Here is a 21,024-nt window from a genome sequence, read left to right on the forward strand (position 1 = left end):
CGGGCCGGTGACCGAGCCGGTTCCGGGCACGCCACGGCCCGCCTCCCGGGGTGCGACCGGGGAGGCGGGCCGTGGTCGGTGTCGGGCGGGCTCAGCCCTTGGCGACCAGGTCGGCCAGGCTGCCGACCACGTCGTTCGGGGTGGGCTGGGCCTCCATCTCGGCCTTCAGCCGGGTCGCCGCGGCCCGGTACGCCGGCTCGTGCACCAGCGCCGAGACGGCGTCGCGGACCGCGCCGAAGTCACAGCCCTCCTCGGAGAGCTTGATGCCGGCGCCGGTGCTCACCAGCTGGTCGGTGTTGTAGACGCCCTCCAGGATCCGGGTGATGCCGAGCTGCGGCACCCCGCACGCGGCGGCGGTCATCATGGTGCCGGTGCCCCCGGTGTGCACGATCGCGTCGCAGCCGGCGAGGAGCATGTTCAGCGGCACCCAGCCGACCGGCCGGACGTTGGCCGGCAGGGTGCCCAGCCGGGCCACGTACTCAGGGGTGGCGGCGCCGACGGTGACCAGCACCTCGACGTCGAGCTCGGCCACGGCGTGCACCACCTCGCGGAAGAAGTCGATGACGCTGACGCCCATCTTGCGCTGCTGGGTGGTGCCCCAGGTGATGCAGACCCGCGGCTTCTCCGAGGGCGTGCGCAGCCAGCCCGGCACCGCGCCCGGCCCGTTGTACGGGATGTAGCGCATCGGGATCCGCTGCTTGATGGAGGCGGCCGGGAGCACGGCGTCCTCCTCGGACCAGCGCAGGCTCTCCGGGCGGGGGTCGACCCAGGCGGTCGGGTCGATCCGCGCCTCGACCCCGAAGCGGTGGAACAGCTCCAGGTAGCCGGGGAGCGGCTCGGCGCTGGTGAGGCCGCGCAGTTCCAGGCGCAGCAGGCGGGCCATGCCGTAGAGGTGACCGACGGAGGGCACCCCGAGCACCTCGGCGGCGACCGAGCCGGCGTAGGTGACCGGGTCGAAGACCACCAGGTCGGGCTTCCACTGCCGGCCGTACGCGACCAGGTCGCCGGACATCGCGGTGCAGTGGTCGAACATCAGCTGGGCCATGTTCTCCAGCACCCGGGCCTGGACGGCGTCGGCCGGGTCGTCGGCGCGGGCGTTGCGCGGCGCGAGGTCGCCGCGGGCCAACCGGGTCTCGACGTCGATGTCGTGCCCGACGGAGACGGCCGGCAGGCCGGTCCGCTCCACGGTCTCGATCAGCGCCGGGGTGGTGGCCACGCGGACCTCGTGACCGGCGGTGAGGCAGGACCAGGCGAGCGGCACCATGGGCAGCAGGTGCGCCCGCTCGGCGTAGGTGGTGAACAACAGGCGCATGCCGGTGTGCCTTCCCGTCGTAGGGGCTTTACCGGCGATGCTGGCCCCCGACGCTGGACGGCCGGTCAAGTCAGGATCGAGCCGGGGCCTCGCTGGTGCGGGTGGCCCGCATGCCGGCCAGCAGCATCCGCAGCCCGTGCTCGAAGCGCTGCTCGTGGTCGGTGTCGCGGGTGACGGCGGCGGCCAGGGTGGGCCAGCGGGCCGGGTCGATCCGGCCGGCGACGGCGGCCTCGTCCGCGCCGGCCTGCTGCTCCTCCAGCGCCGTGCCGAGCACGTAGTTGGTCAGCGCGCCGATCCCGCGCATCGCGTCGTCGGCGGAGAACCCGCTGGCGACCAGCGCGGAGACGATGAACTCCAGGGCGTCCCACTGCTGTTCGGTGGGGCGGGCCCGGGCGGCCAGCAGCGCGCCGTCGCGGTGGGCGAGCACGGCGGCGCGCATCCCCCGCGCCATCCAGCTCAGCCACTCGTCCCAGGGCGCGCCGGGGTCGGGGGCCTCGCGGGTCTCCGGCGGCTCCATGACCGCGATGGCCATCTGGTCGAGCAGTTCCTGCTTGCTCTTGAAGTACCAGTAGAGCGTGGGCGCCTGGATGCCGAGCCGGGTGGCGAGGCGGCGCAGCGAGAGGCCGTCGAGCCCCACCTCGTCGAGCAGCTCGATCGCGGCGCGGACGACCGTCTCCCGTTCCACCCGAATCCACCGTCTTCCGCAGGACGACTACCGCCGTCGGCAAGCCTAACACCGTTCGAGGGCCACCGGCCGGGCCCGCGGGTGCGGCCCGGCCGGTGCCGCGCGGTCAGCGGCCGGCCAGCTCGGCCAGCGTACGGACCAGCTCCGCCGGGGTGGGGTGGGCGTCCAGCTCCGCCCGGACCGAGCGGGCGGCCGCCGCGTACGCCGGGTCCCCGGTGAGCGCCTTGACGGCCAGCTCGATCTCGGTGGCCGAGGCGGCCCGGCCGGGCAGCGAGATGACCGCTCCGGTCCGGGCGATCCGCTCGCCGAAGGTGATCTGCTCGGTCGCCATCGACAGGGCGAGCTGCGGGATGCCCGCCGCCGCGCCGGTCATCAGGTGGCTCGCCCCGCCGTGGTGGATCACCGCGTCGCTGACCGCCAGCAGCAGGTGCAGCGGGAAGTCGCGCAGCACCCGCACCGACGGCGGCAGTTCGCCGAGCGCCTCGACCTGTTCGGGGCTGGCGGTGAGGACCACCTCCGCGCCGGTGGCGACGGCCGCGGCGACCGCCGCCGGCAGGGCGGGCGCGTCGACGCCGTACATGGCGGTGGCCGAGTAGCCCCAGCAGATCGCGATCCGGGTGCCGGCCGGCTTGGTCAGCGCCCACTCCGGCACTCCGCCCGGCCCGTTGTACGGCACGTACCGCACCGGCAGCCGGCGGGCCGCACCGTGCGGGGGCAGCGCCGACTCCGGCGACGGGTCGACCACGTACTCGATCTGGTCGCGGCTCCACGGCGCGGCGCCGTGCCGGGCGAACGACCCGGTCGGGTCGTCCAGGCCCATGTCGATGCCGGTCTCGGTCTCGACGGCGCCGAAGAGGCCGGGCGGGCAGTAGACCGCCGGCACCCCCTGCAACCGGCCGACCAGCGCCCCCTCGGTGCTCATCAGGTCGTAGCAGACCAGGTCGGGCTGCCAGCGCCGGCCGAATTCGACCGCCGCGTCGTAGCTGCGGGCCAGCGACTCGGCGCACTCGGCGTAGAACCGGCCGGCCGCCTCCGCCACGTCGAACTCGTCGAGGCTGTGCACCCGCTTGCCGGTGACCGGGTGCAGCGGCAGCCAGCGCTGACCCTCGGGCGCATCCAGCGCCTCCTGGTAGCCGGCCAGCCGGGCCCAGTACGCGGTGTCCGGGCTGTCCAGCACCGGCACCGGCACCAGGCCGGTGCGGTTGATGGTGGGCACCTGCGCGGGCACGCAGGCCACCCGGACCTCGTGCCCGGCGGCCTGGAGCGCCCAACCCAGTGGAACCATGGAGAAGTAGTGACCACCCCAGTTCGAGGTGGTGAAGAGGACACGCATCCCGGCCTCCCGCCGTGCGTCGGTGCCGCCGCCGTGGCCGGCGCTGCCGAGGTCCACCCTGCGCGGGCCGCCTCGAACGCGGTTCAACGCCCGGTCGGGAGGGCGTCGCGGACGCCGTACCCGACGGCCTCCGCCCAGAGCGCGGCGACCGCCTCCCGCAGCGACCGCCGGGGCCCCCAACCGAGCACCTCGCGGGCGCCGGCCGGGTCGACCGCCAACCAGTCCGCCCCGGTGCGCCTCGACGAGGCCCGGTCCGACTCGACGATGCGCACCGCGACGCCGCTGACCTCGACCAGGAGATCGACCAGGTCGCGGACCGGCACCGCCTCGCCCCGCCCGATGGCCACCGTCCGGCCGCTGGCCGGCACCGCGGCGGCGGCGACCACCGCGTCGGCGATGTCGCGCACGTCGATGTAGTCCCGGCAGGCGCGCAACGGCCCCAGCTCCACCACCGGGTCGGCGACGCCGGCCCGGACCCGGACCAGCCGGTCGGCGACCCGGCCGAGCAGGCTCACCGTGGGCGCGCCCGGGCCGGCCGCGTTGGCCAGCCGGAGCACCAGGCCGCGCACCCGTCCCTCGGCGCAGGCGCCCAGCACCGCGGTGGTGGCGGCGAGCTTGGTCCGGCCGTACGTGCTCTCCGGCCGGGTCGGGGTGCGCTCGCCGACCCGCTCGCCGGCCGGCACCGAGCCGTACTCCAGCACCGAGCCGAGCTGCACCAGCCGGGGGCGGGTCGCCGCCCCGGACAGCGCCTCCAGCAGCCGGTGGGTCGCGGTGGTGTTCGACGCGGTCATCTGCGCGTCGTCCACCTCCCACACCCCGCCGACCGCGTTGACCACCACCGTCGGGTGGTGGGTGTCGAGCAGCCGGACCAGCTCGCCGACGGGCGCCGCGCTCAGGTCCAGGGTGAGCTGCGGGTGGTCCAGGCCGGTGGCCGGCCGCCGGCCGACCACCAGCACCTCGCGGCCGAGGGCGGCGAAGGCGGCGCAGACGTGCCGGCCGACGTAGCCGGCGCCGCCGAGGACGACGACCGGACCCGTGCGCGGGGACATGGCAACCTCCAGCGGGTACGGGCTCAGGCGGACACGAGCGGCTTCCACCAGTCCGGGTGGTCCCGGTACCAGTCGACGGTCCCGGCCAGCCCGTCGGCGAAGGGGTGCTGCGGGGCGTACCCGAGCTGGGTCCTGATCTTGGTGTCGTCGACGGCGTACCGCAGGTCGTGGCCCTTGCGGTCCTCGACCTGGCGGACCATCGACCAGTCCGCGCCGCAGAGCTCCAGCAGCCGCTCGGTCATCTCCCGGTTGGTGATGCCCGCACCGCCGCCGATGTTGTAGATCTCCCCGGCCGCGCCGTGGGTGAGCACCAGCTGGATGGCCCGGCAGTGGTCGTCGACGTGCAGCCACTCCCGCACGTTCAGGCCGTCGCCGTAGAGCGGCACCGGCTTCCCGCCGAGCAGGTTGGTGACGAAGAGCGGGATCAGCTTCTCGACGTACTGGTAGGGGCCGTAGTTGTTGGAGCAGCGGGTGATCCGCACGTCCAGGCCGTGGGTGCGCCAGTAGGCGCGGGCGATCAGGTCGCCGCCGGCCTTCGAGGCGGCGTACGGCGAGTTGGGCAGCAGCGGCGACTCCTCGGTCCAGACGCCGGAGTCGATCGACCCGTACACCTCGTCGGTGGAGACGTGCACCACCTGACCGACGCCCGTGCGCAGCGCCGCCTCCAGCACGCACTGGGTGCCGCCCACGTTGGTCCGGACGAAGTCCGCCGCGCCGTGCAACGAGCGGTCCACGTGCGACTCGGCGGCGAAGTGCACCACCGCGTCGTGCCCGCGCATCGTCTCGACCAGCTCCTCCAGGTCGCAGATGTCGGCCCGGACGAAGGTGAGCCGGGGGTCGTCCTGGGGCAGGTTCGCCGGGTTGCCGGCGTAGGTGAGCTTGTCGACGACCGTCACGCCGGCCTGCTCGTAGCCGGCGTAGCGGCCGTCGAGCAGGCTGCGGACGTAGTGGGAGCCGATGAAGCCGGCTCCACCGGTGACCAGGATCCTCATCTGAGCGAAGCCTCCATCGGCTGGACGTACGGGTGCCGGTGCCGGGGCAGCGTCCGTCCCGCACGTCGAGAACCACTCGACCCGCGGTCGACTCCGCCGCCGCCTCCGGCGTTCCAGCGATGCTCGAAGGGCGGGCCATAGCGTCCCCGGCATGAAGATCACTGAGCTGGGTCTTCCCGGGGTCTTCCGGGTCGTCCCGCAGCAGCACTCCGACCTGCGTGGTCGCTTCTACGAACCGTTCAAGCGGGACCTGCTGGCCGACGCGGTGGGTCACCCGCTCAACATCGAGCAGACCAACTGCTCGGTGTCCCGGCGCGGCACGATCCGCGGCATCCACAGCACGATGGTCCCGCCCGGCCAGGCCAAGCTCGTCTCCTGCGTACGCGGCGCGATCCTGGACATCGTCGTGGACATCCGGGTCGGCTCCCCCACCTTCGGCCGCTACGAGGTGAACTGGCTCGACGCCCAGTCGGCCGCCGCGGTCTACATGGCCGAGGGGCTGGGGCACGCCTTCCTCGCGCTCACCGACGACACCTGCGTGAACTACCACTGCTCGACGCCGTACATGCCCGAGGTGGACCTGCACGTCAACCCGCTCGACCCGGAGCTGGCGCTGCCGTGGGGGCTCACCGAGGAGCCGGTGATCTCGGAGAAGAACGCCAAGGCGCCGACGCTGGCCGAGGCCGCCGATCGGGGCCTGCTGCCCACCTGGGCGGACTGTCAGGCGCTGTACGAGAAGTTGCGCAGTCAGCGCTGAGCCGCTCCCAAGGCCCCTCAAGTAGCCCTCTAGCCCCCGAAAATACGGTGCCCGCCATGACAGACTCCCCACTTGACGGCAAGGTCGTCCTGGTCACCGGCGCCGGACGCGGCGTCGGCGCGGTGATCGCCCGGGAACTCGCCCGGCGCGGCGCGGCCGTGGCGGTCAACTACTTCAGCTCCGCGGCCGGCGCCGACGAGGTCGTCCGGTCCATCGAGGAGTCCGGCGGCCGGGCGGTCGCGGTGCAGGCGGACGCCGCCGACGAGGAGCAGGTGACCCGGATGCTGGCCGAGGTCGACCGCCGCCTCGGCCCGGTCGACGTGCTGGTCCTCAACGCCACCGGCTTCTCCGACGTGCTGCGCGGCCCGGCCACCGCGCACTCCGTGCGCCAGCTCGCCGAGAGCATGCAGGCGCAGTTCCTGGCCTCGATGGTGCCGGTCTGGGCGGCGCTGCCCTCGATGACCGAGCGCGGCACCGGGCAGGTCATCTACATCTCCGACACCTTCCCCCGCAAGATCGTCCACAGCGGACTGGGGCACGCGCTGCCCAAGGTCCCGGTGGAGACCGCGATGAAGTACCTGGCGCTGGAGCTGGGCCCGAGCAACGTCCGGTTCAACACCGTGGTCTGCGGGGCGATCCGCAGCGCCGCCCTGGAGCGGGCGTCGAGCGACCCGTCGGTGACCGAGAAGGTCAAGGCGTACATCTCGCAGATCCCGCTGGGCCGGGTGGCCGAGCCGGAGGAGATCGCGGCCGCGGTGGCGGTGCTCGCGAGCGACGAGCTGTCCTACCTGACCGGCGTCTTCCTGCCGGTCGCCGGCGGCAACCTGATCATCTGACCGCCGGCCGGAGAGCTTGCCGGATCCACGATCCGCAGCCGGGCAGGGTCCGACCGAGCGGCGACGTCCGCTGAAAGGCGATGACATGAACGAAGCCAAGGCGCTGCTGCTGGAACAGGTACGCAAGTACCACCAGGAAGCGAGCCGGCCCTCCGCCTTCGTCCCGGGTGTCACCCCGCTGCTGCCCTCGGGCGCGGTGCTCGACGAGAGCGACCGGGTGGCACTGGTCGAGGCCGCACTGGAGATGCAGATCGCGGCGGGCACCAGCTCGGTCCGGTTCGAGCGGGAGTTCGCCCGCACGTTCAAGCTCCGCAAGGCGCACCTGACCAACTCCGGCTCGTCGGCGAACCTGCTGGCGCTGACCGCCCTGACCTCACCCCGGCTGGAGGACCGGCGGCTGCGTCCCGGTGACGAGGTGATCACGGTCGCCGCCGGTTTCCCCACCACCGTCAACCCGATCCTGCAGAACCAGCTCGTCCCGGTCTTCGTGGACATCGAGCTGCCGACGTACAACACCACGGCCGAGCGGATCGCGGCGGCGATCGGTCCGCGTACCCGGGCCATCATGATCGCCCACGCGATGGGCAACCCGTTCCCGGTCCAGGAGGTGGCCGAGCTCGCCGCCGAGCACGGCCTCTTCCTGATCGAGGACAACTGCGACGCGGTCGGCTCCACCTACCGGGGCCGGCCGACCGGCACCTTCGGCGACCTGTCCACGGTGAGCTTCTACCCGGCGCACCACCTCACCATGGGTGAGGGCGGCTGCGTGCTGACCAACAGCCTGGCGCTGGCCCGGATCATCGAGTCGCTGCGCAACTGGGGCCGGGACTGCTGGTGCGAGCCGGGCGAGAACGACCGCTGCCTGCGCCGCTTCGGCTTCCAGTTCGGTGACCTGCCGTTCGGCTACGACCACAAGTACATCTTCTCGCACGTCGGGTACAACCTGAAGACCACCGACCTGCAGGCCGCGCTGGGGCTCAGCCAGCTGCGCCGCCTCGACGAGTTCGGCGCGGCCCGGCAGCGCAACTGGACCCGGCTGCGCGAGGGGCTGGACGGGCTGCCGGGGCTGATCCTGCCGGAGCCCACCCCGGACAGCGAGCCGAGCTGGTTCGGATTCCTGCTGACCGTCAAGCCCGACGCCGGGTTCACCCGGGCGAAGCTGGTGCAGTTCCTGGAGTCCCGCAAGATCGGCACCCGGCTGCTCTTCGCCGGGAACCTGACCCGCCACCCGGCCTACTCCGACCGGGAGTACCGGGTGGTCGGCGAGCTGACCAACAGCGACATCGTCACCGAGCACACCTTCTGGATCGGCGTCTACCCGGCGCTGACCACCGAGATGATCGACTACATGGTGGCCTCGATCCGCGAGTTCGTCGCGCGGGAGCGCTGAGGCCGCCGTGCGGATCCTGCTGACCGTCTCGAACTGGCGCGGCAACTACTACTGCACCGTGCCGCTGGCCTGGGCCCTGCAGGCCGCCGGGCACGAGGTCCGGGTCGCCTGCGTACCGGAGCAGGCCGGCGCGGTCACCGAGGCCGGCCTGGTCCCGGTGCCGGTGCTGCACGGGCCCGACGTGATGCTGCTGGAGCGGCTCACCCGCTACGGCGAGGCGCGCGCCGCCGGCGCGCAGCTGCCGCCGCACCCGCTCACCGGCGAGCCGGTCGACGACCCGGACGCCTTCGACCTCGACGCCGCCTGGTCCCGGGTCTGGGACGAGACGCTGGAGACGATGCGCCGCAGCGGTGACGCCGCCGTCGCGCTGGCCCGCGCCTGGCGTCCGGACCTGGTGCTGTGGGACCTGATGAGCGAGGAGGGCGCGCTCGCCGCCGAGGTCACCGGGGTGCCCGCGGTCTTCCACCCACCCGGCCTGTTCGGCACCGTCGAGATCGTCGACGGGGAGGACATGAGCCCCGGCGACCCGGCCGGCTCGTTCGCCCGGCACGGTCTCGGCTCCTGGGGGCGGGACCGGATCCGGTACGTGGTCGACCCGTCGCCCCGGTCGGTGGCGCTGCCGATGCCGGGCGCCACCCGGCTGTCGGTGCGCTACCTGCCGTACAACGGTCCGGGCGCGATGCCGCCCTGGGTGCTGGACCGGCCGGCGCGGCCCCGGGTCTGCGTGATCTGGGGCAACGCCGCGACCGCGATGTGGGGCACCCGGATGCCGGCGCTGCGCGACGCCGTCGACGCCGCGGTGGCGGCCGGCGCGGACGTGGTGCTCACCGCCGGCGACCGGCAGGTCGACGCGCTGGGTGAGCTGCCCCCGCAGGTGCGGGTGCTGCGCAACTTCCCGGTGCACATGCTGCTGGCCACCAGCGACGTGGTGGTCCACCACGGCAGCGCCAACAGCCTGATGCCCGCGGCCGCCGCCGGGGTGCCGCAGTTGTCGCTGGCGGTCAGCAACGACATGGAGCTGGTCAGCGGGCGGCTCGCCGGCACCGGCGCGGTGCTGACCCTGCCGGCCCGGCACGCCGCGCCCGACGAGATCCACCGGGCCCTGCACGCCCTGCTGCACGACCCGGCCCACCGGGAGGCGGCGCACGCCGTCCGGGACGAGATGGCCGGCCAACCCGCCCCGGCCGACCTGGTCGGGCCGCTGGAACGGCTGGCCCGGACCGGCGAACTCGTCACCGCATGACCACCACCCCGCCCGCCGAGCAGATCCATCGAGAGCGAGGACCCACCGTGCCGCATCAACCGTTCACCGGCCAACACGTCGTCGTCACCGGCGGCGGCACCGGCATCGGCCGGGCCGCCGCCCTGGCCTTCGCCGAGCAGGGTGCCGCCGGGGTCTACCTGGTCGGCCGCCGCGCCGAGCCGCTGGAGAAGGCCGCCGTCGACCACCCGGCGCTGGTGCCCGTCGTCGCGGACATCCGCGCCGACGGCGGGCCGGCCGCCGTGGCGGCGGCGGTCCGGGAGCGCACCGACACGCTCGACGTGCTGGTGCACAACGCCGGAGTGTTCCGCCCCACCCCGCTGGACCGGCTCGACGCCGCCGCGGTCCGGGAGATCCTGGACATCAACGTGGTGGGCGCGGCCGTGCTCACCGCCGAGCTGCTGCCGCTGCTGCGCTCCCCGGGCGCGGCCCTGGTGCTGATCTCCAGCGTCACCGGCCACCTGCCCTCCCCCGGCCAGTTCGCCTACGCCGCCAGCAAGGCGGCGGTGGACAGCATGACCCGCTCCTGGGCCAAGGAGCTGGCCCCGCGGGGCATCCGGGTCAACGCGGTCGCGCCGGGGACGGTGGAGACCGAGGCGCTCACCGCCGCCGCGCTGGGCGTGCCGGAGGAGCAGCTCGCCGCCATCCGGGCCCAGAAGATCAAGGCGTTCCCGCTGGGCCGGTACGGCCAGGTCGACGACGTCACCCCGTGGATCACCCGGCTGGCCGAGACGGGCAGCTCCTGGCTGACCGGCCAGGTGCTCACCGTCGACGGCGGCTGGGACCTGGGCGCCCCGGCCGGTCCGGCCCCGGTCCGCAAGGACGCGTCGTGACCCGGCGGGTGGCCATCACCGGCATCGGGGTGGTGGCGCCGGGCGGCACCGGCACCAAGGAGTTCTGGAGCCTGCTCACCGCGGGCCGGACGGCGACCCGGCGGATCTCCTTCTTCGACCCGTCGCCGTTCCGCTCGCAGCTGGCCGCCGAGTGCGACTTCGACCCGGCCGCGCACGGCCTCGGGTTGCAGGAGATCCGGCGGATGGACCGCGCCGCGCAGTTCGCGGTGGTCTGCACCCGGGAGGCCGTCGGCGACGCCGGGCTGGAGCTGGAGGAGCTGGACCCGACCCGGCTGGGCGTGACCATCGGCAGCGCGGTCGGCTGCACGATGAGCCTGGAGCGCGAGTACGCGGTGGTCAGCGACGAGGGCCGGCGCTGGCTGGTCGACCACACGTACGGCGTGCCGCACCTCTACAACTACCTGGTCCCCGGGTCGCTGGCGACCGAGGTGGCCTGGGAGGTGGGTGCCGAGGGCCCGACGGCGGTGGTCTCCACCGGCTGCACCTCCGGGCTGGACACCCTCGGCCACGCGGTGCAGCTGATCCGGGAGGGGTCGACCGACGTGATGGTGGCCGGCGCCACCGACGCCCCGATCTCCCCGATCACCGTGGCGTGCTTCGACGCGATCAAGGCGACCACCCCGCGCAACGACGACCCGGAGCACGCGTCGCGGCCGTTCGACCGCAGCCGCAACGGGTTCGTGCTCGGCGAGGGCGCCGCCGTGTTCGTGCTGGAGGAGCTGGAGCACGCCCGCCGGCGGGGCGCGCCGGTCTACGCGGAGGTGTCCGGGTTCGCGTCGCGCTGCAACGCCTTCCACATGACCGGGTTGCGCCCGGACGGGCGGGAGATGTCCGCCGCGATCGACCACGCGCTGCGCCAGGCGCGGGTGAACCCGGACGACGTGGACTACGTCAACGCGCACGGCTCCGGCACGAAGCAGAACGACCGGCACGAGACGGCGGCGGTGAAGCTGAGCCTGCGCGACCACGCGTACCGGACGCCGATGAGCTCGATCAAGTCGATGATCGGTCACTCGCTGGGCGCGATCGGCTCGATCGAGGTGGCCGCCTGCGCGCTGGCCATCCGCGACGGCGTGGTGCCGCCGACGGCCAACCTGCACGAGCCGGACCCGGAGTGCGACCTGGACTACGTGCCGTTGCAGGCGCGGGAGAAGCGGCTCGACACGGTGCTCAGCGTCGGCAGCGGCTTCGGCGGGTTCCAGAGCGCGATGGTGCTGACCCGCCCGGACGGAGGAGAACGATGACCGCGACCGCGGTGGTGACCGGGCTCGGCGTGGCCGCCCCGAACGGGCTCGGCGTCGACGACTGGTGGACGGCGACCAAGGCCGGGACCAGCGGCATCCGGCGGCTGACCCGGTTCGACCCGACGTCGTACCCGGCGCGGCTGGCCGGGGAGATCACCGACTTCGTGGCCGCCGAGCACCTGCCCAGCCGGCTGCTGGCGCAGACCGACCGGATGACCCAGCTCGCCCTGGCCGCCACCGACTGGGCCCTCGCCGACGCCGCGCTCGACCCGGCCGACGTGCCGGAGTACCAGATGAGCGTGGTCACCGCGAGCGCCTCCGGCGGCTTCGAGTTCGGCCAGAAGGAACTCCAGGAGCTGTGGAGCAAGGGCAGCCAGTACGTCAGCGCGTACCAGTCGTTCGCCTGGTTCTACGCGGTCAACACCGGGCAGATCTCGATCCGGCAGGGCGTCCGCGGGCCCAGCGGGGTGCTCGTCACCGACCAGGCCGGCGGCCTGGACGCGGTGGGGCAGGCCCGCCGGCACGTCCGCGCCGGCCTGCCGGCGGTGCTGGTCGGCGGGGTGGACGCGTCGCTCTGCCCGTGGGGCTGGGTGGCCCAGGTGGCCAGCGGCCGGCTGAGCACCCGGACCGAGCCGGACCGGGCGTACCTGCCGTTCGACACCGACGCCTGCGGGTTCGTGCCCGGTGAGGGCGGCGCGATGCTGGTGGTGGAGGAGGCCGACGCCGCCGCCGCGCGCGGCGCCCGGGTGTACGGCGAGATCGCCGGCTACGCCGCCACCTTCGACCCGCGGCCCGGCTCCGGCCGCCCGCCCGGGCTGGCCCGCGCGGTGCGCCAGGCCCTCGCCGACGCCGGGCTGGCCCCGACCGAGGTGGACGTGGTCTTCGCCGACGCGGCCGGGCTGCCCGACGCGGACCGGGTGGAGGCCGAGGCGATCACCGAGGTGTTCGGCCCGTACGGCGTGCCGGTGGCGGTGCCGAAGACGATGACCGGCCGGCTCTACTCCGGCGGCGCCTCGCTCGACCTGGCCGCCGCCCTGCTCGCGCTGCGCGAGGGGGTGATCCCGGCCGCGGTGCACCTGACCGATCCCGACCCGGAGCACCGGCTCGACCTCGTCCGCGAGACCCGCACCACCGACCTGCGCACCGCGCTGGTGCTGGCCCGCGGTCACGGCGGCTTCAACGCCGCCGTGGTGGTCCGCGCGCCGCGTACGACCACGTCCTGATTCGACCCAGAAGGAGACGACCATGGCCCCGATGACCCTCGACGACCTGCGGACCACCATGACGGAGTGCGCGGGCGTGGACGAGAACATCGACCTCGGTGGCGACATCGCCGACGTGGAGTTCGCCGACCTCGGCTACGACTCGCTGGCGATGCTGGAGACCGGCAGCCGGATCGAGCGGCGCTACGGCATCCGGCTGGCGGAGGAGGAGGTCACCGAGGCGCGTACCCCGCGGCTGCTGCTGGACCTGGTGAACCGCAGTCTCACCGGCGACGAGGTCGCGGCGGCATGACCGACGTCGCCAGCCCGGCGCCGGCGGCCACCGCGGACTGGGTGCTCTGCGGGGGCTGCCGGCACCTGGTGTACGGCAAACGGCTGCGCCGCAACCTGCACGTCTGTCCCGAGTGCGACCGGCACGAGCCGATCGGCGCGGACGAGCGGCTGCGCCAGTTGCTCGACCCGGGCTCGGTCGCACCGCTGGACCTGCCGGCGGTCACCGCCGACCCGCTGGGCTTCGTGGACACCGTGCCGTACCCGCAGCGGGTCGAGCGGGCCCGCCGGGCGACCGGCGTGGACGAGGCGGTGCGCTGCGCCCGGGGCACCGTGCACGGCCGACCGCTGGTCGTGGCGGTGATGGACTTCCGGTTCCTCGGCGGCAGCCTGGGTTGCGCGGTCGGCGAGCTGATCACGCTGGCCGCGGAGACCGCGCTGGCCGACCGCACCCCGCTGCTGATCGTGGCCGCCTCCGGCGGGGCACGGATGCAGGAGGGCGCGCTGTCGCTGATGCAGATGGCCAAGACCGCGCAGGCGCTGGCCGCGCTGGACGAGGCCGGGGTGCTGACCGTCTCGCTGGTCACCGACCCGACGTTCGGTGGGACCGCCGCGTCGTTCGCGACCCTCACCGACGTGATCATGGCGGAGCCCGGCGCCCGGCTGGGCTTCGCCGGCCCCCGGGTGATCGAGCAGACCATCCGCCGCCCGCTGCCGGCGGGTTTCCAGACCGCCGAGTTCCTGCTGGAGCGGGGCCTGATCGACCTGATCCGGCCCCGCCGGGAGCTGCGGGCGACGCTGGCCGATCTGCTCGCCACCGTCGACGCGCCGGCGCCCGCCCCGGTCGACGCCGACGTGCTGCTGCGTGACCCGGAGCAGCTGCCGCAGCGCGACGCGTGGCAGGCGGTCCGGGAGGCCCGGGCCCTGGAGCGGCCCACCACGCTGGAGTACGCGGCCCGGCTGCTGCACGGCTTCGTCGAGCTGCGCGGCGACCGGGCCGGCGCGGACTGCCCGGCGATCGTCGGCGGGGTGGGCCGGCTGGACGGTCGGCCGGTGCTGCTGGTCGGGCACCGCAAGGGCCACACCCCGGCCGAGATGCTGGCGGTCAACCACGGGATGGCCTCGCCGGCCGGCTACCGCAAGGCGCAGCGGCTGATGCGGCTCGCCGCCAAGCTGGGCCTACCGGTGGTCACCCTGGTCGACACCCCCGGGGCGTACCCGGGGCTGGAGGCCGAGGAGCAGGGCCAGGCGATCGCCGTGGCCGAGAGCATCCGGCTGATGAGCGGCCTGCCGGTGCCGGTGGTGTCGGTGGTGACCGGCGAGGGCGGCAGCGGCGGCGCGCTCGCACTGGCCGTCGCCGACCGGGTCTACCTGTGCGCCAACGCGGTCTACTCGGTGATCAGCCCGGAGGGCTGCGCCGCGATCCTGTGGAAGGACGCCACCCGGGCGCCGACCGCCGCCCGCGCGCTGCGCCTGGAGGCCCGGGAACTGCTCCGGCTGGGCGTGGTGGACGCGGTGGTGCCGGAGCCCGCGGGCGGGGCCGGGGCCGATCCGCCGGCCGCCGCCGAACAGCTGCGCCGCGCCCTCACCCGGGCGCTGCACGAACTCAGCGGGCTCTCCCCCCGGCAACTCGTCGCCGAGCGCAGGGCCCGGTTCCGTCGTTTCGGGACGCCGGAGACGCTGGCGGCCACCGCCGTCGACGCGCCGGCCCCGCTGATCGCGCCGCTCGCGGCGGGGAAGGGAGAGCAGCGATGACCGCGGCCCCCGAGGTGAGCAACGGCGCGCGTACGCTGCGCGTCACCGGAACGGACTCCGACGGCGCGTCGGGGTACGCGGCGCTGCTGGACGCGATGACCGAGAACGCCCGGCGGCTGCTGGCCGCCGCGCCGCGTACCCCCAGGGTGTTGCGGCTCAGCGCCGGGCAGGTGGAGGTGGCGCTGGAGTGGGAGACGGCCCCCGCCCCGGCGGTCGGCGCGGGTGGGGTGGCGGGCGAGGAGCTGCCGGCCGCGCGGGACACCGGCCTTCAGGTGCTCTCCCCCACCGTCGGGGTCTTCTACCGCTCGGCGGAGCCGGGGGCGAAGCCGTTCGTCGAGGTCGGTGACGTGATCACGGTGGGCCAGCAGTTGGCCATCGTGGAGGCGATGAAGCTGATGGTCCCGGTGGAGTCCACCGTGCACGGCCGGATCGAGGCGGTGCTGCACGCCGACGGCGACCCGGTGGAGTACGGCGAGCCGCTCTTCGTGGTGGTCGGCGCCGGAAGCGGCGACTGACATGTTCGAGACCGTCCTGATCGCCAACCGCGGCGAGATCGCGCTGCGGGTGGCCCGCACCTGCCAGGAGCTGGGCATCCGGGTGGTGGCCGTCTACTCCACCGAGGACGAGGACGCGGCCGTGGTCCGGATCGCCGACGAGGCGGTGCGGATCGGGCCGGGCCCGGCCCGGCGCAGCTATCTCAACATCCCGGCGATCATCGAGGCGGCGGCCCGGACCGGGGCGGACGCCATCCACCCCGGCTACGGCTTCCTCTCCGAGAACCCGGACTTCGCCGAGGTCTGCGCCGCGCACGGGCTGACCTTCGTCGGCCCGCCCGCGCCGGTGATGGCCCGGCTGGGCGACAAGGCGGCGGCCCGCTGCCTCGCCGCCGAACTGGGCCTGCCGCTGCTGCCGGGGTCGCTGGAGCCGCTGACCGAGGCGGCGGCCGCGGCCCGGCTCGCCGACGAGGTCGGCTACCCGGTCATCATCAAGGCGGTGGCGGGCGGGGGTGGCCGGGGCACCGCGGTGGTCCGCGACCGGGCCTCGTTCGTCGCCGCGTACCACGACGTGCAGGCCACCGCCCGGCTGCTCTTCGGCGACGAGCGGGTGTACGTGGAACGCTTCCTGGAGGGCGCCCGGCACGTCGAGATCCAGGTGCTCTGCGACACCCACGGCAACGCGGTGCACCTGGGCGAGCGGGACTGCTCGGTGCAGCGACGCAACCAGAAGCTGATCGAGGAGGCGCCGGCCCCGGGGCTCTCCGACGACCTGCTGGCCCGGATGGGACGGGCGGCCGTGCACGGGGCGCTCGGGGCGGGCTACGTCGGTGCCGGCACCTTCGAGTTCCTGGTCGACCAGGACGGCGACTTCTACTTCATGGAGGCCAACTGCCGGATCCAGGTGGAGCATCCGGTCACCGAGATGGTGACCGGGATCGACCTGGTCCGTGAGCAGCTTCTGGTCGCCGCCGGACGGCGGCTGGGCTTCACCCAGTCCGACGTCACGGTACGCGGGGCGGCGATCGAGTGTCGGATCAACGCGGAGGACCCGGCCCGGGGGTTCGTGCCGACGCCCGGAGTTCTGACCGAATTCGATCTGCCGGGCGGGCCGTTCGTCCGGGTGGACACCCACGCCCGGCGCGACCTGCGGATCTCCCCCGCGTACGACCCGTTGATCGCGAAGCTGATCGTCTGGGCCCCGGACCGGGAGCAGGCGGTGACCCGGATGCGCCGGGCGCTGGGCGAGTTCCGCATCGGCGGTCCCGGCGTGCACACCACGTCGGAATTCCTGCGCACCGTCCTGGACGATCCACTGTTCCGGGCCGGGAAACACGACACGTCGATCGTGGACACGGTCCTCGATCAGGGTTGATCGACGCCTTCTCCCCGTGATCCCGGACGGGAATTCCGTCCCGGTGACATCCCACGGCACGACCCCGTCGGCGCCGGCGGGCCCCGGTGGCCCGTCGGCGCCGCGGCGTGCCCGCCACTCCCCCGGCACCTCCGGACACCCCCTCTGACTAGCATCGATGCGTCAAACTACCTCTTTGGAAACATCCCGCTTTTACCTCTCCGGTGGTCTTGTGACGGACGACGGCTGCTCATAATTTGATGTCGGCCCAATCGAGGCGGCCGGAGACACACAATTCTTTCCGCCCCTCGACCCGCCCGGGCCCAACCCCGACAGAGGAGAAGCGGCAGTGGAATTCAACATTCTCGGCGCATTGGAAGTGAAGCACGAAGGAAACATCTGCACGCCGACCGCGCCGAAGGTGCAATGGGTGCTCGCGCTGCTCCTCTGCCGCGCCAACCAGATCGTCAGCATCGGCTCGCTGACCGAGGAACTGTGGGGCACGGAACCGCCCCGCAGCGCGGTGACCACCACCCAGACCTACATCTACCAGTTGCGAAAGAAATTCGAACGCGAGGGCATCGCGGCCCGCCCGGAGGAGCGCCTGGAGACCCGCCCGCCGGGCTACCTGCTGCGCGTCGGCGACGCCGAGCTGGACGCCGACCGCTTCGAGCGTCAGGTCGAGCGCGGCCGGGAGCTGCTGGCGCAGGGGCGGGCCGACGTCGCCGCCGACCTGCTGCGCGACGCGCTGGCCATGTGGCGGGGCCCGGCCCTGGCGAACGTGCCCGTGGGCCGGCTCCTGGAGGGCCACGTCGCGCACCTGGAGGAGAGCCGGGTACGCGCCCTGGAACTGCGGATCGAGGCCGACATCGCGCTGGGCCGGCACCGGGAGCTGATCCCCGAGCTGCGGCTGCTGGTGGCCGCGTACCCGCTCAACGAGTGGATGCACGGCGAGCTGATCCAGGCCCTGCACCGGGCCGGGCGACGCGGCGAGGCGCTCCAGGCGTACCAGAACCTGCGGGACATCCTCAACGAGGAACTCGGCCTCGACCCCTCCCCCGAGCTGCAGCGGATGCAGCGCGAGGTGCTGGCGCCCACCGGCGGGGTACCCGCGCCGCGCCGCCCGATGAGCCCGGTGACGCAGAACGCCGCGCTCGCCGCGCTGCGGGCCCAGGCCGCCCGGCGCATGCCGGTGCCGGCCCGCTGAGCCACCCGACGCCCTCGACGCGGCGTCCGGTCGCACCCGACCGGACCCGCGCGACGGCCGGCCCGCAGCTGCCCGCCGAGCGCGGCCGGCACGCCCGCCCGGTCACCGAGCCACTCCAGCACCGTCCGGACCATCCCCGGCTCACCCCTCCCGCCGCTCCGTCCGGCCCGCCCACCGGCCGCTCCGCCGCCCGCCCGGCATGCCGGACCACCGGCCGCACCGCCCCCGGGCCGCCCCGCACCGGCACCGCCGACCGGCCGGCCCCTTCGTAGCACGGGGCCACCACCGGCCCGCCACCACAACCGCCGAGGCGCACCCCGCCCGGCGGGCCGCCCCCCATGAGCGATCTTGCACTTGCCGCCCCGGCGAATGCCTCATGTCGGGCATGGCGAGGGCACCAACTGCAAGATCGCGGGAGCCGCAGTCGGGGGCCCGAGGGTCACCGCACCCGTGGCGTCCACATCGGATCATCGTCGATGCCGGGGCCGCGCGCACCTCGACCGGCCCGCGCGGCAGGGCGGGTGGCATCCCGTCGGCGCCGCACCGGCGCGCCGCCACGTCGCCCGCCTCGACGTGGCGGCGCGCCGGCGTTCCGGCCGGCACGGCACCGCACCTGCCGGGCACCGACCGACCCGCCACCACCCCCCACCCGATCGCTCGCGCGCCGCCACCGCACGCCCCGCGGCCGCCCAGGGGTGGCCCTGCCGCCGCGACGCCGTACACCGGGCCCGGGGCCCTCGCACGCACGCCGCGCCCCGCCCGTGGCACCACCCCGCCGACCCGCCGCACCGCGGCAGGATCCCCGGGACGGAGCCACCCTCCCCGGGGTCACCGCCGGGCCACCGTCCGGCCCGACCACCACAGGGCCGAGGCGGTACGTGCCGGGCCGGCGGGCGCTCCACGGAGGGCGGGACGGATGCGAGCACGGCCGGCGCCGCACCCCTCTAGTCTGTTCCGGCGCGGAGTGTCAAGAACTCCGCCGCCTCCGTTCCTTCGGTTTACTGTTCCTTTACCAAACGAGCCAATAGCCGGCCGGAAATTGATTCTACAATCAATGGCCGGACTAATCGGCAAATCAGGCATTCGGCCCAAGGTGGGCGTTACCAAGATCCTTCTAAGAAATGACTTAGACAGTTGAGGGGGATCGATCGGGAAACTTGCCGTACCGACACCCGCTAGTGCAGTATCTGAGCCGCAACCACAGCACATGGTCGCAGGGGGGGACTGCGTTGACTGCAGCACGGGAAGGCCACAAAAGCCGCGCCGTGGACTCGCTGCGGAAACAGCAGAATGAGACGCTGAAGCGCTACGAGGAGAGGCTGCGACGGATCGGCAGCGGTCTGGTGACGCACGCCGACAGCCGGGCGCAGTGCCTGGAGCAGGCCCGCCGCATCCTGCACGACGTCTACGACAGCCTGCGTGACTCGGCGGTCACCATCAACGTCGACACGCTCGCGCTGAGCCAGGGTGTGGGGCGCGGGCGGGCCGCGGCGAACATCCACCCGAAGGAGTCGCTGCGCGCCGCCGCCATCCTCTACGAGGTCGTCATGGACGCGGTGGAGGAGTCGGAGCCGACGGTCCCGGAGGTGCTGATCGCCGCCCGGGCGCTGCACCACAGCATCATGGCCCGGATGAAGGAGGCGGCCTGCGGGTACGCCGGGCTGCTGCTCAACGAGATCCAGGAGGCGCACCTCAGCGAGCGGCGCCGGGTGGCGCTGGAGCTGCACGACCGGGTGGGGTCCCTGGTCAGCGTGGCCACCCACTACCTGCAACTGCACGAGGTGCTGCGCAACCGGGACCTGGAGAAGGCGACCAGCCTGCTCGGCCAGGCGGAGGACATCCTGCGCTCGGCGATGGAGAACGTCCGCAGCGTCACCGCGGACATGCGGGCCAACGCGCACGCCCAGGGCCTGCAGAACATGCTGCGGGAGTACATCGACTCGATGCACGAGAACTGCTCGGCGGTGAGCCTGGTGGTCAGCGGCGACGAACGGTGGATCCCCCCGGAGATCCTCGACCAGCTCGCCCTGGTGATCCGCGAGGCGCTGCGCAACGCGCTCCAGCACGCCGAGGCGGACACCATCCTGGCCCGCGTCGAGATCGCCCCGCACCTGGTCACCGCCTCCGTCGAGGACAACGGGCAGGGGTTCACCTTCGACCCGGTCAACCGCAGTCACGCCGGGATCAGCTCGATGCGCGAGCGGGTCAGCCTGATCGGCGGCACGATGTCGCTCACCAGCGACCCGCGCGCCGGCACGTCCGTCGAGATCTCCGTACCACTCGGGACGGAGTGAGGATGCCGGAGCTGGAGAGCGAGCGGCCGATCCGGGTCCTGCTCGTCGACGACCACGCGCTGCTCCGCGACGGGCTGCGCGAGATGATGGAGTGCGAGGAGGACATCGTCGTCGTCGGCGAGGCGGGCAGCGGCGCCGAGGCGCTCGCGGTCGCGCCGCGCCTGGAGCCGGACCTGATCGTGCTCGACGTGGAGATCCCCGGCGAGGACGTGGCCGAGACGGTACGCCGGCTGCGCGCCGAGGTGCCGCAGACCCGGATCCTCATCCTGAGCATGCACGACGACCCGGTGGTGGTGCAGAACCTGCTCGGCCTGGGCATCTCCGGCTACCTGCTGAAGTCGATCCGCCGGCAGGACTTCCTGGCCGCCATGCGCAGCGCCCACCAGTCCGGCAAGCGGGTGGTGCTGTCGATCTCACGCAGCAGCCTGGACCAGCTCAACTCCCCCAACCACAGCCTGCTGTCGAGCCGGGAGCAGGAGATCATCAACCTGGTCGCCCGGGCGATGAGCAACGCCCAGATCGCCAGCCAGCTCTACATCACCGAGGGCACCGTCAAGCGGCACCTGCGCAACATCTTCATGAAGCTGGGCGCGGTCTCCCGCATCGACGCGGTGAACAAGGCCGCCGTGGCCCGGCACCGCCGGCCGTGACCGGGCGGCGTACCTCCAAAGTGGTAGCGGGAATGGCAGAGCGACGCTACTGCGCGTCCGTCCG

General features: G+C 73.7%; 19 protein-coding genes. 14 read left to right on the forward strand and 5 right to left on the reverse strand.

Features of this window, described 5'->3' with window-relative positions; translation table 11 throughout:
* Nucleotides 1–91: 91 nt before the first annotated feature.
* The 5 genes from GA0070611_RS10360 to rfbB all read right to left on the reverse strand — a co-directional run bounded on the left by GA0070611_RS10360 (nucleotide 92) and on the right by rfbB (nucleotide 5,371).
* Complete coding sequence (locus GA0070611_RS10360; protein WP_091661600.1) at nucleotides 92–1,312, reverse strand: nucleotide disphospho-sugar-binding domain-containing protein; 1,221 nt, start codon at nucleotides 1,310–1,312, stop codon at nucleotides 92–94.
* A 70-nt stretch (nucleotides 1,313–1,382) separates the two neighbouring features.
* Entirely contained in the window at nucleotides 1,383–1,997 is a 615-nt protein-coding gene (locus GA0070611_RS10365) for a TetR/AcrR family transcriptional regulator C-terminal domain-containing protein (RefSeq protein WP_091661605.1), read from the reverse strand.
* Nucleotides 1,998–2,103: 106 nt separating this feature from the next.
* Nucleotides 2,104–3,330, reverse strand: a complete 1,227-nt coding sequence (locus GA0070611_RS10370) for a nucleotide disphospho-sugar-binding domain-containing protein (RefSeq protein WP_157740288.1) — start codon at nucleotides 3,328–3,330, stop codon at nucleotides 2,104–2,106.
* Between the two features lie 83 nt (nucleotides 3,331–3,413).
* Complete coding sequence (locus tag GA0070611_RS10375) at nucleotides 3,414–4,379, reverse strand: NAD-dependent epimerase/dehydratase family protein (protein WP_091661613.1); 966 nt, start codon at nucleotides 4,377–4,379, stop codon at nucleotides 3,414–3,416.
* Between the two features lie 23 nt (nucleotides 4,380–4,402).
* On the reverse strand, nucleotides 4,403–5,371 hold the full coding sequence (gene rfbB / locus GA0070611_RS10380; RefSeq protein WP_091661617.1) for a dTDP-glucose 4,6-dehydratase: 969 nt from the start codon (nucleotides 5,369–5,371) through the stop codon (nucleotides 4,403–4,405).
* 151 nt (nucleotides 5,372–5,522) lie between these two features.
* On the opposite strand from rfbB, the gene GA0070611_RS10385 reads away from it, so the two are divergent.
* The 14 genes from GA0070611_RS10385 (at nucleotide 5,523) to GA0070611_RS10450 (ending at nucleotide 20,960) form a co-directional block, all read left to right on the forward strand.
* A complete protein-coding gene (locus tag GA0070611_RS10385) occupies nucleotides 5,523–6,128 on the forward strand; it encodes a dTDP-4-dehydrorhamnose 3,5-epimerase family protein (RefSeq protein WP_091661623.1) in 606 nt (201 codons plus the stop codon).
* A 56-nt stretch (nucleotides 6,129–6,184) separates the two neighbouring features.
* Nucleotides 6,185–6,964, forward strand: coding sequence for an SDR family NAD(P)-dependent oxidoreductase (locus tag GA0070611_RS10390; RefSeq protein ID WP_091661628.1), 780 nt, complete (start codon nucleotides 6,185–6,187; stop codon nucleotides 6,962–6,964).
* 85 nt (nucleotides 6,965–7,049) lie between these two features.
* Nucleotides 7,050–8,354 (forward strand): lipopolysaccharide biosynthesis protein RfbH, encoded by a 1,305-nt coding sequence (rfbH, locus tag GA0070611_RS10395; protein WP_091661633.1) that lies wholly within the window; start codon nucleotides 7,050–7,052, stop codon nucleotides 8,352–8,354.
* A 7-nt stretch (nucleotides 8,355–8,361) separates the two neighbouring features.
* Nucleotides 8,362–9,597 (forward strand): nucleotide disphospho-sugar-binding domain-containing protein, encoded by a 1,236-nt coding sequence (locus tag GA0070611_RS10400; protein WP_091661638.1) that lies wholly within the window; start codon nucleotides 8,362–8,364, stop codon nucleotides 9,595–9,597.
* A gap of 47 nt (nucleotides 9,598–9,644) precedes the next feature.
* Nucleotides 9,645–10,448 carry an SDR family NAD(P)-dependent oxidoreductase gene (locus GA0070611_RS10405; protein WP_231921396.1) on the forward strand — a complete coding sequence of 268 codons (804 nt, stop codon included), beginning with the start codon at nucleotides 9,645–9,647 and terminating at the stop codon, nucleotides 10,446–10,448.
* Nucleotides 10,445–11,713 carry a beta-ketoacyl-[acyl-carrier-protein] synthase family protein gene (locus tag GA0070611_RS10410; protein WP_157740289.1) on the forward strand — a complete coding sequence of 423 codons (1,269 nt, stop codon included), beginning with the start codon at nucleotides 10,445–10,447 and terminating at the stop codon, nucleotides 11,711–11,713. The genes GA0070611_RS10405 and GA0070611_RS10410 overlap by 4 nt, the downstream gene beginning before the upstream one ends.
* Nucleotides 11,710–12,936, forward strand: coding sequence for a ketosynthase chain-length factor (locus GA0070611_RS10415; RefSeq protein ID WP_091661644.1), 1,227 nt, complete (start codon nucleotides 11,710–11,712; stop codon nucleotides 12,934–12,936). The genes GA0070611_RS10410 and GA0070611_RS10415 overlap by 4 nt, the downstream gene beginning before the upstream one ends.
* Nucleotides 12,937–12,958: 22 nt before the next feature.
* Nucleotides 12,959–13,228 (forward strand): acyl carrier protein, encoded by a 270-nt coding sequence (locus tag GA0070611_RS10420; RefSeq protein WP_091661647.1) that lies wholly within the window; start codon nucleotides 12,959–12,961, stop codon nucleotides 13,226–13,228.
* Nucleotides 13,225–14,961, forward strand: coding sequence for an acetyl-CoA carboxylase, carboxyltransferase subunit beta (accD, locus tag GA0070611_RS10425; protein ID WP_091661651.1), 1,737 nt, complete (start codon nucleotides 13,225–13,227; stop codon nucleotides 14,959–14,961). Before GA0070611_RS10420 ends, accD begins: the two co-directional genes overlap by 4 nt.
* The gene (locus tag GA0070611_RS10430; protein WP_091661656.1) at nucleotides 14,958–15,476 is read left to right on the forward strand and encodes an acetyl-CoA carboxylase biotin carboxyl carrier protein; all 519 of its coding nucleotides are present in this window, start codon (nucleotides 14,958–14,960) and stop codon (nucleotides 15,474–15,476) included. The genes accD and GA0070611_RS10430 overlap by 4 nt, the downstream gene beginning before the upstream one ends.
* 1 nt (nucleotide 15,477) lies before the next feature.
* Nucleotides 15,478–16,830, forward strand: coding sequence for an acetyl-CoA carboxylase biotin carboxylase subunit (locus GA0070611_RS10435; protein ID WP_091661659.1), 1,353 nt, complete (start codon nucleotides 15,478–15,480; stop codon nucleotides 16,828–16,830).
* A gap of 409 nt (nucleotides 16,831–17,239) precedes the next feature.
* Nucleotides 17,240–18,016, forward strand: coding sequence for an AfsR/SARP family transcriptional regulator (locus GA0070611_RS10440; protein ID WP_231921397.1), 777 nt, complete (start codon nucleotides 17,240–17,242; stop codon nucleotides 18,014–18,016).
* A 1,265-nt stretch (nucleotides 18,017–19,281) separates the two neighbouring features.
* Nucleotides 19,282–20,310, forward strand: coding sequence for a sensor histidine kinase (locus tag GA0070611_RS10445; RefSeq protein WP_091661666.1), 1,029 nt, complete (start codon nucleotides 19,282–19,284; stop codon nucleotides 20,308–20,310).
* Nucleotides 20,311–20,312: 2 nt separating this feature from the next.
* Nucleotides 20,313–20,960: a response regulator gene (locus GA0070611_RS10450; RefSeq protein WP_091661670.1), complete on the forward strand. Its 648-nt coding sequence runs from the start codon at nucleotides 20,313–20,315 to the stop codon at nucleotides 20,958–20,960.
* Nucleotides 20,961–21,024: the final 64 nt, after the last annotated feature.

The sequence above is a fragment of the Micromonospora auratinigra genome, from assembly GCF_900089595.1.
Classification (GTDB): domain Bacteria; phylum Actinomycetota; class Actinomycetes; order Mycobacteriales; family Micromonosporaceae; genus Micromonospora; species Micromonospora auratinigra.

Bases quoted from the DNA above. Each gene is read 5' to 3' on its own strand.
- GA0070611_RS10450 (WP_091661670.1), top strand. From the start codon at position 20,313: ATGCCGGAGCTGGAGAGCGAGCGGCCGATCCGGGTCCTGCTCGTCGAC.
- rfbB (WP_091661617.1), bottom strand. From the start codon at position 5,371: ATGAGGATCCTGGTCACCGGTGGAGCCGGCTTCATCGGCTCCCACTAC.
- GA0070611_RS10415 (WP_091661644.1), top strand. From the start codon at position 11,710: ATGACCGCGACCGCGGTGGTGACCGGGCTCGGCGTGGCCGCCCCGAAC.
- GA0070611_RS10435 (WP_091661659.1), top strand. From the start codon at position 15,478: ATGTTCGAGACCGTCCTGATCGCCAACCGCGGCGAGATCGCGCTGCGG.
- GA0070611_RS10430 (WP_091661656.1), top strand. From the start codon at position 14,958: ATGACCGCGGCCCCCGAGGTGAGCAACGGCGCGCGTACGCTGCGCGTC.
- GA0070611_RS10390 (WP_091661628.1), top strand. From the start codon at position 6,185: ATGACAGACTCCCCACTTGACGGCAAGGTCGTCCTGGTCACCGGCGCC.
- accD (WP_091661651.1), top strand. From the start codon at position 13,225: ATGACCGACGTCGCCAGCCCGGCGCCGGCGGCCACCGCGGACTGGGTG.
- GA0070611_RS10420 (WP_091661647.1), top strand. From the start codon at position 12,959: ATGGCCCCGATGACCCTCGACGACCTGCGGACCACCATGACGGAGTGC.
- GA0070611_RS10360 (WP_091661600.1), bottom strand. From the start codon at position 1,312: ATGCGCCTGTTGTTCACCACCTACGCCGAGCGGGCGCACCTGCTGCCC.
- GA0070611_RS10385 (WP_091661623.1), top strand. From the start codon at position 5,523: ATGAAGATCACTGAGCTGGGTCTTCCCGGGGTCTTCCGGGTCGTCCCG.
- GA0070611_RS10370 (WP_157740288.1), bottom strand. From the start codon at position 3,330: ATGCGTGTCCTCTTCACCACCTCGAACTGGGGTGGTCACTACTTCTCC.
- rfbH (WP_091661633.1), top strand. From the start codon at position 7,050: ATGAACGAAGCCAAGGCGCTGCTGCTGGAACAGGTACGCAAGTACCAC.
- GA0070611_RS10375 (WP_091661613.1), bottom strand. From the start codon at position 4,379: ATGTCCCCGCGCACGGGTCCGGTCGTCGTCCTCGGCGGCGCCGGCTAC.